15 protein-coding genes are annotated in these 14,704 nt (G+C 70.1%); 13 read left to right on the plus strand and 2 right to left on the minus strand.

All coding sequences use genetic code 11. The features are described 5' to 3' along the window. The first annotated feature begins 250 nt into the window (after window positions 1-250). From K206_RS0114620 to K206_RS0114650, 7 genes are all read left to right on the plus strand, one after another. Window positions 251-1,687: a sodium:solute symporter family protein gene (locus tag K206_RS0114620; protein ID WP_020203146.1), complete on the plus strand. Its 1,437-nt coding sequence runs from the start codon at window positions 251-253 to the stop codon at window positions 1,685-1,687. Window positions 1,688-1,895: 208 nt separating this feature from the next. Then, the gene (locus tag K206_RS0114625; RefSeq protein WP_020203147.1) at window positions 1,896-2,276 is read left to right on the plus strand and encodes an FmdB family zinc ribbon protein; all 381 of its coding nucleotides are present in this window, start codon (window positions 1,896-1,898) and stop codon (window positions 2,274-2,276) included. 14 nt (window positions 2,277-2,290) lie between these two features. Beyond that, on the plus strand, window positions 2,291-2,992 hold the full coding sequence (locus K206_RS0114630; RefSeq protein WP_020203148.1) for a DUF502 domain-containing protein: 702 nt from the start codon (window positions 2,291-2,293) through the stop codon (window positions 2,990-2,992). Window positions 2,993-3,035: 43 nt separating this feature from the next. Next, a complete protein-coding gene (aspS, locus tag K206_RS0114635) occupies window positions 3,036-4,841 on the plus strand; it encodes an aspartate--tRNA ligase (RefSeq protein ID WP_029043640.1) in 1,806 nt (601 codons plus the stop codon). Between the two features lie 350 nt (window positions 4,842-5,191). Next, entirely contained in the window at window positions 5,192-6,058 is an 867-nt protein-coding gene (locus K206_RS38265; RefSeq protein ID WP_020203150.1) for a TauD/TfdA family dioxygenase, read from the plus strand. Between the two features lie 13 nt (window positions 6,059-6,071). Further along, the gene (locus K206_RS38270; RefSeq protein ID WP_020203151.1) at window positions 6,072-6,932 is read left to right on the plus strand and encodes an HpcH/HpaI aldolase/citrate lyase family protein; all 861 of its coding nucleotides are present in this window, start codon (window positions 6,072-6,074) and stop codon (window positions 6,930-6,932) included. Between the two features lie 27 nt (window positions 6,933-6,959). Then, a complete protein-coding gene (locus tag K206_RS0114650; RefSeq protein ID WP_020203152.1) occupies window positions 6,960-7,946 on the plus strand; it encodes a tripartite tricarboxylate transporter substrate binding protein in 987 nt (328 codons plus the stop codon). 13 nt (window positions 7,947-7,959) lie between these two features. Here the strand turns inward: K206_RS0114650 and K206_RS0114655 are convergent, their stop codons facing one another. Beyond that, complete coding sequence (locus K206_RS0114655; RefSeq protein ID WP_020203153.1) at window positions 7,960-8,685, minus strand: IclR family transcriptional regulator; 726 nt, start codon at window positions 8,683-8,685, stop codon at window positions 7,960-7,962. A gap of 171 nt (window positions 8,686-8,856) precedes the next feature. Between K206_RS0114655 and K206_RS38275 the strand changes: the two genes are divergently transcribed. The 6 genes from K206_RS38275 to K206_RS38290 all read left to right on the plus strand — a co-directional run bounded on the left by K206_RS38275 (window position 8,857) and on the right by K206_RS38290 (window position 13,974). Then, a complete protein-coding gene (locus tag K206_RS38275; protein WP_020203154.1) occupies window positions 8,857-9,759 on the plus strand; it encodes an oxaloacetate decarboxylase in 903 nt (300 codons plus the stop codon). Further along, window positions 9,756-11,000, plus strand: a complete 1,245-nt coding sequence (locus tag K206_RS38280; protein WP_020203155.1) for an aconitase family protein — start codon at window positions 9,756-9,758, stop codon at window positions 10,998-11,000. Before K206_RS38275 ends, K206_RS38280 begins: the two co-directional genes overlap by 4 nt. Beyond that, on the plus strand, window positions 10,997-11,524 hold the full coding sequence (locus tag K206_RS0114670; protein WP_020203156.1) for a hypothetical protein: 528 nt from the start codon (window positions 10,997-10,999) through the stop codon (window positions 11,522-11,524). The genes K206_RS38280 and K206_RS0114670 overlap by 4 nt, the downstream gene beginning before the upstream one ends. Window positions 11,525-11,694: 170 nt before the next feature. Further along, complete coding sequence (locus K206_RS38285) at window positions 11,695-12,609, plus strand: hypothetical protein (RefSeq protein WP_020203157.1); 915 nt, start codon at window positions 11,695-11,697, stop codon at window positions 12,607-12,609. Between the two features lie 112 nt (window positions 12,610-12,721). Continuing rightward, window positions 12,722-13,195, plus strand: a complete 474-nt coding sequence (gene nudB / locus K206_RS0114680) for a dihydroneopterin triphosphate diphosphatase (protein WP_020203158.1) — start codon at window positions 12,722-12,724, stop codon at window positions 13,193-13,195. Continuing rightward, a complete protein-coding gene (locus K206_RS38290; RefSeq protein ID WP_043366615.1) occupies window positions 13,192-13,974 on the plus strand; it encodes an endonuclease/exonuclease/phosphatase family protein in 783 nt (260 codons plus the stop codon). The genes nudB and K206_RS38290 overlap by 4 nt, the downstream gene beginning before the upstream one ends. Before the next feature lie 88 nt (window positions 13,975-14,062). Here K206_RS38290 and mobB read toward each other — a convergent pair whose 3' ends face one another. Continuing rightward, entirely contained in the window at window positions 14,063-14,596 is a 534-nt protein-coding gene (mobB, locus tag K206_RS0114690; RefSeq protein WP_043366620.1) for a molybdopterin-guanine dinucleotide biosynthesis protein B, read from the minus strand. Window positions 14,597-14,704 lie beyond the last annotated feature (108 nt).

Consider the following 14,704-nt stretch of genomic DNA (forward strand, 5'->3'; position numbering starts at 1 on the left):
CCCGCCTGTGGCGCCCGCGCTGCACCGCTTCGGGGATTTGCCCGGCGCCCGGAATTTTTTTCTCCCGCGGCGGCCTGCGTGGCTATAATCCGCGTTTTGATTCGGCTACGACCGCAGGCTAGATCAGCCACCCATGCGGCCCCGACCGATGAATTGGACCCGGGGCAGGGCGGCACAGGCACAGGCAGCATCCCGCCCACCCGGCAACCGGTTTTTCGCCGCAAGGGCATTTTTGGGATAGGGCAGCGCCATGCTGATCTGGTTCGTCGTCATCTACTGGATAATCTCGGTCGGCATCGGCCTGTGGGCTGCGCTGCGCGTGCGCAACACCACGGACTTCGCGGTCGCCGGCCGCAGCCTGCCTTTCTACATCGTCACCGCCACCGTCTTCGCCACGTGGTTCGGCTCGGAGACGGTGCTCGGCATCCCCGCCGTGTTCCTCAAGGAAGGCCTGTCCGGGGTGGTGTCCGATCCCTTCGGTTCCTCGCTGTGCCTGATCCTGGTCGGCCTGTTCTTCGCGCGTCCGCTGTACCGCATGAACCTGCTCACCATCGGCGACTACTATCACAACCGCTACGGGCGGCTGGCCGAGGTGCTGACCACGCTGTGCATCGTGATGTCCTACCTGGGCTGGGTGGCCGCGCAGATCAAGGCGCTCGGGCTGGTGTTCTTCACCGTCTCGGACGGCGCGCTGTCGCAGGAGGCCGGCATGATGATCGGCGCGGCCAGCGTGCTGGTCTACACGCTGTTCGGCGGCATGTGGTCGGTGGCCGTGACCGACTTCATCCAGATGATCATCATCGTGATCGGCATGGTGTACATCGGCGTCGAGGTCAGCGGCCAGGCCGGCGGCGTGGCCGCGGTGGTGTCGCACGCGGCGGCGGCCGGCAAGTTCACCTTCCTGCCGTCGCTGGACCTGGTGCAGATCATCGGCTTCGCGGCGGCGCTGTTTACCATGATGCTGGGCTCGATCCCGCAGCAGGACGTGTTCCAGCGCGTGACCTCGTCGCGCACCGAGCAGATCGCCGGGCGCGCCTCGGTGCTCGGCGGCGTGCTGTATTTCTGCTTCGCCTTCATCCCGATGTTCCTGGCGTACTCGGCCACCATGATCGATCCGCAGATGGTGGAGAAGTACATCAACACCGACTCGCAGCTGATCCTGCCGAAGCTGATCCTGACCCATGCGCCGATGTTCGCCCAGGTGATGTTCTTCGGCGCGCTGCTGTCGGCCATCAAGAGCTGCGCCTCGGCCACGCTGCTGGCGCCGTCGGTGACGTTCGCCGAGAATATCCTGCGGCCGTACTTCCGCCACCTCGACGACCGCCGCTTCCTGCGCGTGATGCAGACCGTGGTGCTGTGTTTCGCGGTGCTGGTGACGCTGTTCGCGCTGAACTCGCACCTGTCGATCTTCCACATGGTCGAAAACGCCTATAAGGTCACATTGGTCTCGTCCTTCGTGCCGCTGGCGTTCGGCATGTTCTGGAAGCCCGCCACGCGCCAGGGCGGCCTCGCCGCCATCCTGCTGGGGCTGGCGTCGTGGCTGTGCTGCGAGGTCGCCTTCCCCGACGCGGCGGTGCCGCCGCAGATGGTCGGGCTGATGTTCTCGATCGGCGGCATGGTGCTCGGCTCGCTGCTGCCGCAGTGGATCGGCGACCATCCGCGCGTCAAGGAAGTCCACCTGGCCTGAGCGGCGCCGGCATCGCATCCCGCCTGGCGTGCGTCCGGATGCATTTTCTGCCCCTTTTCCTGCGGCCCGGCTCACGCAGAACGGTTTATAATTCAAGGCTTTGCACCGCCATGCGGCGGCCCGGGAACGGCAACTTCCCGGCCGGCACGGCGGCGCCTTCCGATCCGTCCATCCAGTTTCCGTTCCAGAATCCTCGCGGAGAGCCACTATGCCGATTTATGCCTACCGTTGCGACGCCTGCGGCCACGGGCGCGATGTGCTGCAGAAAATGAGCGATGCTCCGCTCACCGACTGCCCATCCTGCGGCGCGGCGGGCACCTTCAAGAAACAACTGACCGCGGCGGGCTTCCAGCTCAAGGGCTCGGGCTGGTACGTCACCGACTTCCGCGGCGGCAACGGCGGCACCTCCGCGCCGGCCACCGCGCCCGCCGCGGGCGGCGACAGCGCCGGCGGCGCGCCGGCAGCGTCGGGCGAACCGGCCGGCGGCGCCGGGGCCTCTTCGACCGCTTCGACCGCTTCGGCGGCCTCGGGCACCACCGCATCGACAAGCCCGGCCGGCGGTTGCGGCAGCGCTTGCGCCTGCCATTGAAAGCAGAACGCACCGTGCCGGCGAAGAAGACCTCCGCCCTCAAGACCTGGTTCCTGACCGGGCTGCTTGTCCTGGTGCCGCTGGGCATCACGCTGTGGGTGCTGAGCCTGGTCATCGGCACGATGGACCAGAGCCTGGCGCTGCTGCCCGAGACCTGGCGCCCGGACCGGCTGATGTTCGGCAAGCGCGTGACCGGCCTGGGCGCGATCCTGACGCTGCTGTTCATCCTGCTGGTCGGCATGCTGGCCCACAACTTCATCGGCCAGAGGCTGGTGCGCTGGTGGGAGGCGCTGCTGGGCCACATCCCGGTGGTCGGGCCGATCTACACCAGCGTCAAGCAGGTGTCCGACACGCTGCTGTCGTCCTCGGGCAATGCCTTTCGCAAGGCGTTGCTGGTGCAGTACCCGCGCGAAGGCTCGTGGACCATCGCCTTTCTCACCGGCCGCCCCGGCGGCGACGTGCAGAACCATCTCCAGGGCGAGTACGTCAGCGTCTACGTGCCGACCACGCCCAACCCGACCTCGGGCTTCTTCCTGATGATGCCCAAGGCCGATACCATCGAACTCGACATGACCGTCGACGCCGCGCTGAAGTACATCGTCTCGATGGGCGTGGTGGCGCCGACCGAGCTGCCGCGCAAGAGCGACACGGCGCGCGACGACGGGGCGCCGGACGAAGCCCTCGCCGAGCCCGCCGACACAACGTCTTCAAATTGATCGCCGGCCGCACCAGCGGCCGCGTTATTCCGGGAATTCTCTTATGTCCTCCATGCGTACTCACTATTGCGGTCTCGTGACCGAACAACTGACGGGCCAGGAAGTGGCCCTGACCGGCTGGGTGCAGCGCCGCCGCGATCACGGCGGCGTGATCTTCATCGACCTGCGCGACCGCGAAGGCCTGGTCCAGGTGGTGTGCGACCCCGACCGCCCCGAGATGTTCAAGGCGGCCGAAGAGATCCGCAACGAGTTCTGCATCCGCATCACCGGCAAGGTGCGCGCGCGCCCGGCCGGCACCGAGAACGCCAACCTGACCTCGGGCAAGATCGAGGTGCTGTGCCATGAGCTGACCGTGCTCAACCCGTCGGTCACGCCGCCGTTCCAGCTCGACGACGACAACCTGTCGGAAACCACGCGCCTGACGCACCGCGTGCTGGACCTGCGCCGCCCGCAGATGCAGTACAACTTGCGCCTGCGCTACAAGGTGGCGATGGAAGTGCGCAAGTTCCTCGACGCGCAGGGCTTCATCGACATCGAGACGCCGATGCTGGGCAAGAGCACGCCGGAAGGCGCGCGCGACTACCTGGTGCCGTCGCGCACCAACCCGGGCCACTTCTTCGCGCTGCCGCAGTCGCCGCAGATCTTCAAGCAGATGCTGATGGTGTCGGGCTTCGACCGCTACTACCAGATCACCAAGTGCTTCCGCGACGAGGACCTGCGCGCCGACCGCCAGCCCGAGTTCACGCAGATCGACTGCGAGACCTCGTTCCTGACCGAGCAGGAGATCCGCGACCTGTTCGAGGACATGATGCGCACGGTGTTCAAGAACGCCATCGACGTGGACCTCGACGCCCGGTTCCCGGTGATGGAGTTCCGCGAGGCGATGGCCCGCTTCGGCTCGGACAAGCCCGACCTGCGCGTCAAGCTTGAATTCACCGAGCTGACCGACGTCATGAAGGACGTCGACTTCAAGGTGTTCTCCGGCCCCGCCAACAGCGACAACGGCCGCGTGGTCGGCCTGCGCGTGCCGGGCGGCAGCGCCATCTCGCGCGGCGAGATCGACGCCTACACCCAGTTCGTCGGCATCTACGGCGCCAAGGGCCTGGCCTGGATCAAGGTCAACGAAGTGGCCAAGGGCCGCGACGGCCTGCAATCGCCGATCGTCAAGAACCTGCACGACGCCGCCATCGCCGAGATCCTCAAGCGCACCGGCGCCCAGGACGGCGATATCATCTTCTTCGGCGCGGACAAGGCCAAGGTGGTCAACGACGCCATCGGCGGCCTGCGCCTGAAGATCGGCCACTCCGAGTTCGGCAAGAGCAACGGCCTGTTCGAGGACGTGTGGAAGCCGCTGTGGGTGATCGACTTCCCGATGTTCGAGTACGACGAGGAAGACGCCCGCTGGGTCGCCATGCACCACCCGTTCACCAGCCCCAAGGACGAGCACCTGCAATACCTGGAGACCGATCCGGGCAAGTGCATCGCCAAGGCCTACGACATGGTGCTCAACGGCTGGGAAATGGGCGGCGGCTCGGTGCGGATCTACCGCGAGGACGTGCAGAGCAAGGTGTTCCGCGCGCTCAAGATCGGCGAGGAAGAAGCCCGCGCCAAGTTCGGCTACCTGCTCGACGCGCTGCAGTACGGCGCGCCCCCGCACGGCGGCCTGGCCTTCGGCCTGGACCGCATCGTCACGATGATGGCCGGCGCCGACTCGATCCGCGACGTGATCGCCTTCCCCAAGACCCAGCGCGCCCAGGACCTGCTGACCCAGGCCCCGAGCACGGTCGACGAGAAGCAACTGCGCGAGCTGCACATCCGCCTGCGCTCGGCCGAGCCGAAGACCGCCTGAGTGCCGGGCGGCCCTGCGGGCCGCCCGCCGCATGCTGCTCAGGAAGCCCTGCGTGGCGCCGACCCCGGTTGGCGCGCGCAGGGCTTTTTTTCGCCCGCGCAGGGCCGGGGCCCGCGCGTTGCGTGCCCTGCCGCACGCGCGCGGCGCGCGGCGGCGGCCCGCCGGGCCGCGCCACAGGCGGCTTTGCGGCATTTTGGCGTGCGTGTAGGCAGAAACCCGCAGTCGCCCCGATTTGTCCATCCAGTGGACAACCTGCATTGAGGGTGCCCGCACCCGTCCCGATAATGGCTCCATCCCGCGCCGGCCCCCCTGGCCAGAAGCGTGGCGGACAGACCAGAAAGGAGACAGAGGTGCATTTCCGCAAGCTATCCAATTCCCTCGGCGCAGAAGTCGTCGGCTTCAGGATCACCGCCGACTGCGCGCCGGACGATCTCGCCGGGATCCGGCAGGCATTCGCGCAGTACCAGGTGCTGCTGTTCCGCGACCAGGACATCTCGTTCGACACGCACATCGCGTTCAGCCGGAAGTTCGGGCCGCTCGAGCAGCACGACGCGATCCCCGAGTACCGCCACCCGGACCATCCCGAGCTGATCGTCGTCACCAACGAAGGCAAGGAGCGCTCCAAGGTGTTCGGCCAGCAGTGGCATTCGGACCACTCGATGACGCTGCGCCCGAGCATGGCCTCGCTGCTGCACGCGCACGTGATTCCCGAGGTGGGCGGCGACACCATGTTCGCCAACATGTACGAGGCCTACGACACGCTCTCGGACGGCATGAAGCGCCTGCTCGCGCCGATGCGCGCGGTGCACACCGTGATCGCCGCGAAGCACCTGCGCGGGCTCGACGAGAAGACGCTGGCCGCCAAGGCCAGGAACAACCCGCCGGTGGTCCACCCGGTGGTGCGCATCCATCCGGTGACGGGGCGCCCCGCGCTCTACGTCAACGAAATGCTGACCAGCCATTTCGAAGGCATGACGGTGGCCGAGAGCCAGCCGCTGCTGCAGTACCTGTTCGCGCACTCCACGCGGTCCGAGTCCGTCTACCGCCACCAGTGGCGCAAGCACGACGTGCTGATGTGGGACAACCGCTGCACCATGCACCTGGCGCTGATGGACTATGACCACCAGCAGCTGCGCCGCCTGTTCCGCACCACGCTGGAAGGCGATTGCGCGGGCGAGTATCTCGACGCCGCCGCCACCGCTACCGCCACCGCCTGAACGGGAGACCACCATGCTATTCAGGGAAAACAGGATCAGGGCGGCGCTGGCCGCGGGCAGCGCGCCGATCGGCGCGTTCGTGCAGATGGCCTGCCCGGAGATCGTCGAGGTGGCGGGCAACGCCGGCTACGACTACGTGTGGATCGACGGCGAGCACGGCTCGTTCGGGCTCGAGACCACGGTGCAGATGATCCGCGCGGCCGAGGCCACCGGCATGACGCCGATGGTGCGCGTGCCCAGCCACGACCCGGCCGGCATCGCCAAGGCGCTCGACGCCGGCGCGATGGGCGTGATCGTGCCGCAGGTGGCCACGCGCGCGCAGGCCGAGGCCGTGGTGGCGGCCGCGCGCTACCGCAACGCCGAGTGGCCGCAGGGCCGGCGCGGCGCCTGCCCGCTGATCCGCGCCACCGGCCACCAGACGCTGGACTGGAAGGGCTACGCCAAGTGGGCCAACGACAACGTCATGGTGTGGCTGCTGGTGGAGACCGTGGAAGGGCTGGACAACCTCGGCGAGATCCTCCAGGTGCCCGGCATCGACGCCATCGTGCTGGGCGCGTTCGACCTCGCGGTGTCGATGGGCCATGACGGCGACCGCCACCACCCGGCCGTGGCCGCGCGGCTCGACGGCATGATCGGCATGGTGCGCGAGCACGGCGTGGAAGTGGTGGCGCTGCTGTTCGACGCCGACATCGCGGACATGAAGGCGGCCCGGCGCCACTACGCGGACAGCGGCTGCCGCATCCTCATCGCGGGCAGCGACCGGCGCACCATTTCCAATGCTTTCGGCGCCATCCACGACGCCATCCGAGACGCTGCGCAGGACACTGGCGACGTTGCCGCGCGGGATGCCATCCGCGCTGCCGTCCCGGCCTGACGCCGGCGCAAACGGGAGACAACCATCATGCATTCCATTCCCTCCATCGCGGGGCGCGTGCTCATTGCCGCGGCCCTGGCCTGCGGCGTGGCGCGCGCGCAGCCGCAGCAGCCCTATCCGTCCAAGCCGGTGCGCGTGGTGGCGCCGGCGCCGGCCGGCGGCGGCACCGACTTCCTGGCGCGCCTGATCGGCGTGAAGATCGGCGAGAAATCCGGCCAGCCGTTCGTGGTCGACAACGTCACCGGCGCCAACGGCAATATCGGCGCCGCGCAGGTCGCGCGCGCCACGCCGGACGGCTACACCCTGCTGATGTCCTACGTCGGCACGCAGTCGATCAACCCGAGCCTGTACAAGTCGATGCCCTACGACCCGTCGACCGACCTCGAGCCGATCGCCAAGGTGGCGTCGTATCCGTTCGTGATCGCGGTCAACGTCAGCGTGCCGGTGAATTCGCTCAAGGAGCTGATCGAGTACTCGCGCGCCAATCCGACCAAGCTGAGTTTCGGCACGGCCGGCGTCGGCAGCGGTGGGCATCTCGTGGGCGAGATGTTCAACCGGCGCCACGGCACGCATATCGCGCACGTGCCGTACCGCGGCAGCGCGCCGGTCATCACCGACCTGATGGCCGGGCAACTGCAGGTCATCTTCGACACGCTGAACACCGCCGGGCCGTACATCCGAGCCGGCAAGATCAAGGCGCTCGCCGTGACCAGCGAGACCCGCGTGCCGTCCTTTCCGGAGATTCCCACGGTGGCGGAGCAGGGCTTTCCCGACATGGTGATCAGCGGCTGGTACGGGCTGTTCGCGCCGCGCGCCACGCCCGCGCCAATCGTGGCCACGATCCGCAAGCAGGTCGGCGAGGTGCTGGCCAGCGCCGACTACCGCGACAAGGTCGCGGCGGCCGGCTACGTGCCGGCGCCGCCGCAGGCCGGCGGCCAGTTCCGCGACTTCGTCAACGCCGAGACCCGGCGCTGGGCGGTGCTGGTCAAGGACAGCGGCGCCAGCATGGAGTGAGCGCGGCGCGGCGTCAGTGGCCCGCGGCCTTGATCTCGGCCTGCATGATCGCGACCGCTTCGCGCTGGCGCGGGATCGACATCCGGTCCAGCGGCGCGGTCACGCTCATGGCGGCCTGCCCGAGGCCGCCCGAGGCCTTCATCGGCACGCCCACGGCCAGGATGCCCTTGAGCGAGTAGTTGCCGACCACGGCGTAGCCGCGCTCGCGGCAGTTCTCTACCAGGCGGCGCACGGTGGAGACATGGAGGTTGCCGTAGTTCAGGTAGGCCTCGGTGTTGGCCTTGAGCAGCGCCGTCACCTGGCGCGCGCCCATCGTGGAAAGCAGGGCCACGCCGGCCGCGCCGACGCCCAGCGGCTGGCGCCCGCCGACCGGCAGCGACAGGATCTGGATCGGGTAGGTGCCGATCTCGCGATGCAGGCAGAGCAGGTCGTTGTCCTTCTGGCGCACCAGGAACACGGCGTTGCCGGTGCGCTGCGCGATGCGGCGCATCACCGGCTCCATCTGGCGCACGAACGCGCCCCAGCGGTCGTCGGGATTGTCGACGGCGGCCGCCAGCGTGAACGACTTGCCGTCCGCCTCGCGCGCCACGAAGCCTTCGGCCTCGAGGATCTCGAGCAGGCGGTACACGGTGGGGCGCGGGATGCCGGTGAGCGCGGCGAGCTCGGCCGCGCGCAGCGCCGCGGCGTCGCGCAGCGCGCGGAGGATGCGCAGGCCGCGGCGCAGGGCGCCGGGTTCCATCGGCTCGGTGGGGGGCGTGTCCGGGGACGTATTCGGGGGCGTGTCCATAGGATGGACATATTAGTGGGCAACGGCGGCGCTGGCAAAGCGCGCCGCTGCCGGTAGCAGCGCCGGCCCCGCCGCGGGGCCACGGCGATTTCCCTTCGTGAATTTCTGAACAAGGAGCAGGCAATGACCAACCCAAGCGCAGGCGCCCGGCTGCGGGCACTGATCCAGCGCGGCAGCATCGCCGTCGCGCCCGGCTGCTACGACGGCCTCACCGCGCGCCTGGTCGAGCAGGCCGGGTTCGAGGCGGCCTACATGTCCGGCCTGTGCGTGGCCGCCACGCTGGGCGAGCCGGACGTCGGCGCGATCAGCGTGGACGCGATGGTCGAGCGGGCCCGGATCATCGCGCAGTCCACCTCGCTGCCGCTGATCGTCGACGCCGACAGCGGCTACGGCGGCGCCTACAACGTGTTCCGCGCCACGCGCGCGTTCGAGGCGGCCGGCGCGGCGGCGCTCCATCTCGAAGACCAGCCGTTCCCGAAGAAATGCGCGGCGATGCCGGGCAAGACGCTGGTCGGCGCCGCCGAGATGGTGGCGCGCATCCGCGTGGCGCTGGAAGCGCGCACCGACCCCGATTTCATGATCATCGCGCGCACCGATGCGTTCGCGGTCGAAGGCCTCGACGCGGCCATCGCGCGCGCGCAGGTCTACGAGCAGGCCGGCGCCGACGCCACCATCATCATGTCGGTGGCCGCCGAGGCCGACATGGCGCGCATCACCGCGAGCCTGAAGAAGCCGACCATCGTCATGATGGTGGAGAACCTGCGCCCGCTGGTGCCGGCCGCGCGGCTGCAGGCGATCGGCTATCCGCTGGTGGTCTATCCGGTGTCGCTGCTGCAGGGGCAGGTGCACGCGCAGGCTCGCATGCTGGCCGCGCTGCGCGAGGACGGCAGCACCGCCGCGAGCGCGGCCGCGGCGGTCACGCTGGGCGACATCGCCGGCCATCTCGACCTGCCGCGCGCCAGCCGCGTGGATGCGGACTACGCGCGGTACTTGGCGCAGGCCCGCGACGGAGTCGCCGCGCAATGAGCCGCCCGTCGCTGACCGTGGCCGAGAAGATCCTGGCGCGCGCCGCCGGCCTCGGCGCCGTGCGCGCCGGCGACGTGGTGTGGGCGGTGCCCGACCTGATCGTCGCCCACGACCTCAACTACCACCGCCACCGCAAGATGCTGGACGGGCTCGGCTACGCGAACCTGGCCGCGCCCGGGAAGGTCTTCGTCACCATCGACCACACCACCAACTCGGCCGCGCCCGGGCACCTGGAAGCGCACGCCTTCATGCGCGGCGATGCGCGCGCGCAGGGCGTGGGCTGGTTCCTCGACACCGGCCGGCACGGCATCAGCCACAACGCGCCGCTGGACTTCGGCATCGTCAGGCCCGGCATGCTGGTGGTGGCCGCCGACACGCGCGCGCCGGCGCTCGGCTGCGCCGGCGCGCTCGGCGTGGCGCTGGGGCTGAGCGTCACGCTGGCACTGGCCACCGGCAAGGTGTGGCTGCGCGTGCCCGAGACCATCCGCGTGCGCCTGTCGGGGCCGGTGCGCGCCGGCGTGATGAGCCGCGACGTGGGCCAGTGGGTGGCGGCGGCCATCGGCGCGGAGCGCGGCGACTACCGCTGCATCGAGTTCCACGGCAGCTACGTCGACGCGCTCGGCGAGGACGAACGCCACACGCTGTGCAACGCGATGGTGGACATCGGCGTCAAGGCCGCGGTGTGCCCGGCCACCGATGCGCACGGCGTGCGCTGGGCCAGCGATCCCGGCGCGCGCTTCGCCGAGGACATCGCCTTCGACGTCTCCGGGCTGGACCTGCAGGTGTGCCTGCCGCCCGACCCGCAGCACACCGTGCCGCTGGCGCGGGCGGCCGGCGTGCCGATCACCTCGGCCTTCATCGGCTCGTGCATCGGCGGCAAGATGGAAGACCTGCGCGCGGCGGCGGCGGTGCTGGCCGGGCGGCGCGTGCATGCGGGCGTGCGGCTGACCGTGATCGCCGCGACCCAGGCGATCTACCAGCAGGCCATGCGCGAGGGGCTGCTGGCCATTCTCTCGGCGGCCGGCGCGGAGATCTCCGCCGGCATCTGCGGGCCGTGCTACGGCACCTACGCGCCGCTCGGCGACAACGACGTTTCCATCTGCACCGCCACGCGCAACGACCACGGCCGGCTCGGCAGCGAGCGCGCGCCGGTGTACCTCGCCAACGCCGCGGTGGTGGCGGCATCCGCCGTGATGGGCCGCATCGCGGCGCCGGCCGAACTGACCCGGGAGGCAGCATGACCACGACATCCGGCGGCACGCTGGTGCAGCGCGGCCGCGTATGGCGCTTCGGCGACGACGTGCTCAACGACGGCCAGATCATGGACATCGAGATGACGCGCCAGGTGGTGTACGACCCGGCGCGGCTGGCGCCGCTGGCCATGTGCGGGCTCGACAAGGACTTCGCCGGGCTGGCGCGGCATGGCGATTTCGTGGTGGCCGGGCGCAACTTCGGCAAGGGGCCGATGCACATCCAGGGGCCGCTCGCGCTGGGCGCGCTCGGCGTCTCGGTGCTGGCCGAGTCGATGGCGCGCTCGTTCTTCCGGCTGGCCGTGTCGGTGGGCCTGAAAACGCTGCCGTTCGCAGCCGGCATCACGGCCTTCGCCGGGCAGGGCGACGACATCGAGGTCGATTTCATCAGCGGCGAAGTGCTCAACCACACACGCGGCACGCGCGGCGGCTTCGGCGCCATGTCGCCGGCGCTGGTGGAGATCGTGCGCGCCGGCGGCGAGCAGGCCTGGCTGAAGGCGCAGGCGGGCGCCTGAACGCGCGGGCCGGCGGCGTTCCGGGGGGCGGCGTAGCGCCGCCGCCACCCCGGCTGGTTTCCAATTGTTACATCGCGGAACGAAGGGTCCCGGCCCCCGGTCTTCTTCCTTTAGGCGCGAAGCCGCAAGCCCGTTTCGAAGGCACGCCGGCCGCGCGGGAGGAATCTGCCGTGTCCCTGGATATAGAACTGATCCGCCAGTTTTTGCTGGCCCATGCCGAAACCATCCTGACCTGGCTGGTGGCCGGGCTGGCGATGATGTTGCTGGCGCGTTTCGAGCTGCGGCGCGCGGTGCGCCGCTCGGCCATCGCCATGTCCGAGTCGGTGGCCACCACGGTGGCGGCCTGCGTGCCGGAGATCGCGCATGCCGCGCAGAGCGGCGGTGCGGGCGCGGCACCCCAGCCCGAGCCGGTGGAGCTGCAGCGCGCCGAGGCGCTGCGCCGGGTCGCGCTCGATACCGTCGGCACCGTGATGGCGCGCGGGCGCTGGCTGGAAGACCTGGGCAACCTGCGCGTGGCCGACGACGCGCTGCTGCCGGGCGGCCGGGCCGGCGGCGCCGATCCGCTGCTGGTGGTGGCGCCGCAGCCGGTGGTGCAGGCCTACCTGGCGGCGCAGCGCAGCTTCGAGGAGCATGCCGCGCAACTGCGCGACGAGCGCCGCGAGGCCATGCGGCTGGCCGACGCGCTGCAGGCGCTGGCCGACGAGGCCGCCCACGTCGAGCAGGAAACCACCAGCATCGTGATGCGCTTCGAGCAGGCCAACGCGCAGGCCGGGCAGGGCGTGGAGCCCGGCGACTACCACCGCTTCCTGATCCAGAAGTACAACGCGCTGGGCGTGCGCGAGAAGGAGATCGGGCAGGAACGCACGCAGCTGCAGGCGCAGGCGCGGCAGGCCGCCGACCGCCTCGCCGCGCATGCCAACGCGGCCTCGCGCGACTACACGCAGGCGCTCACGCCGCTGATGCAGCAGCTGCGCGCGGCGTGGGGCCACGGCGACTCGCCGGGCGTGTTCGAGACCTGGCTGCGCGAGGCGCCGGCCCAACCATCCGCCGAGCCGCCGTCCCAGTCCAGCGTGCACGCCGCCTGAGTACCGGGTGGGGCCGCGCCGAAGCCTTCCGTGAACCACGGCGCCACCGTGTTTTCCCGTGGCGGCTGCGTCCATCTGCGGTAAGCTTGGGGTCGTTGCCCGCCCCCATCCCATGCCCTACAAGATTCCTCAATCCGTGCTGGTCGTGATCCATACGCCGGACCTGCAAGTGCTGTTGCTGGAGCGCGCCGACCGGCCCGGTTACTGGCAGTCCGTCACCGGCAGCCTGGATGCGCCCGACGAGCCGCTGGCCATGACCGCCGCGCGCGAGGTGGCCGAGGAAACCGGCCTCGTCGCCGCCGAGCACCGGCTCGAAGACTGGCAACACACCCTCGACTACGAAATCTACCCGCAGTGGCGCCACCGCTACGCCCCCGGCGTGACGCGCAACACCGAGCACTGGTTCGGCCTGCGCGTGGCGCGCCCGGTGCCGGTGACGCTGGCGCCGCGCGAACACCTGCAATGGCAGTGGCTGCCGTGGCGCGAAGCCGCCGCGCGCTGCTTTTCGAGCAGCAACGCGCAAGCCGTGCTGCAACTGGACTGGCGCGTGCAGGGCCTGCGCGCGCCGCGTGGAGCCGATTCATGAGATTGCGTGTGGTCACCTACAACATCCACAAGGGCGTGACCGGCATCGCGCGCAAGCCGCGCATCCAGAACGTGCGCACCGGCCTGCATACGGTCGATGCCGACATCGTGTTCCTGCAGGAAGTGCAGGACCGCAACGACCGCCTGGTGGCCGCCGAGCTGTTCGACGCCGACCACACCCAGCTCAACTACCTCGCCACCGACGCCTATCCGCACTCGGTGTACGGGCGCAACGCGGTGTACGACCACGGCCACCACGGCAACGCGATCCTGTCGCGCCACCCGATCCTGATGTCGGAGAACCTCGACATCTCCGACCACCGCTTCGAGCAGCGCGGCCTGCTGCACGCGGTGGCGGACATGAACGGCACCGAGGCGCACCTGATCTGCGTGCACTTCGGCCTGTTCGCGCGCAGCCGCGCGCGCCAGGCCGAGGCGCTGGTCAAGCGCGTGCGCGACGTGGTGCCGGCCGAGGCGCCGCTGGTCATCGCCGGCGACTTCAACGACTGGAACCACCGGCTGGACAACCTGATCTGCTCCACGCTGGGCGCCACCGAGGTGTCCCACGCCGGCGGCGCGCGCCTGCACACGTTCCCGAGCCACATGCCGTGGTGGCAGCTCGACCGCATCTACGTGCGCGGCTTCGAGATCGAGCGCGCCAGCGCGCTGACCGGGCGCGACTGGGCGCAGCGCTCCGACCACGTGCCGCTGATGGCGGAGCTGGCCCGCATCGCGGTGCCGGAGCGGCCGCTCGCGCGCACCGACGGCGGCGGCGCCTGACGGCGCGCGAGGCCGCCGTTCGTTTTTTCCCGGGAAGCGCGTTGCCCTGTCGTGGTGCCGCAGGCGGTTCAGGCCGCGGCGGCCAGGCTTATTGCGCCTGGCGAGTCCCGCAGTCCGGGCTGGCCTGCGCGAGCACCAGCGCGGCGATGGCGTCCAGGTCGGCCAGGTCCAGCACCGGCAGCGCGGTGGCCGCCGCCACTGTCCGCGGGTCGTCGGTGGCCACGGCCACCACGCCGGGCAGGCCGGCCCACAGCGGCGGGCGGCCCAGCGCGGGGCGGTAGACCTCCAGCTTGGGGAAGCTGCTGCGCTTGTAGCCTTCCACCAGCACCAGGTCGGTGGCGGCGGGCAGCACGGCGAGCGCGTCGGCCAGTTCGGGCGAGGGTTCGGTTTCCGGGTAGTGGCGCATCAGCGTCAGGTGGCGCGCCCCGACCAGCACCACGTTGGCGCAGCCGGCCTCGCGCATGCGCCAGGAATCCTTGCCGGGCGTGTCGGGGTCGAAGCCGTGGTGGGTATGCTTGACGCCGGCCACGCGCAGGCCGGCGGCAACGAAATGCGGGATCAGCCGGTCCAGCAGCGTGGTCTTGCCGCTGCCGGACGAGCCGGAAATGCCGAAAACCTTCACGATATGGGGGCGCGTGGCGGGATAAAGCGCCGAAGATAGCAGAGAACGGCGCGCGCGGCGCGGCGCGTGCGCGGCGCGGAACATGCGCATGACACCGGCGTGCCTGAT

It is taken from the genome of Cupriavidus sp. WS (assembly GCF_000395345.1).
GTDB classification, from domain to species: Bacteria; Pseudomonadota; Gammaproteobacteria; order Burkholderiales; family Burkholderiaceae; genus Cupriavidus; species Cupriavidus basilensis_B.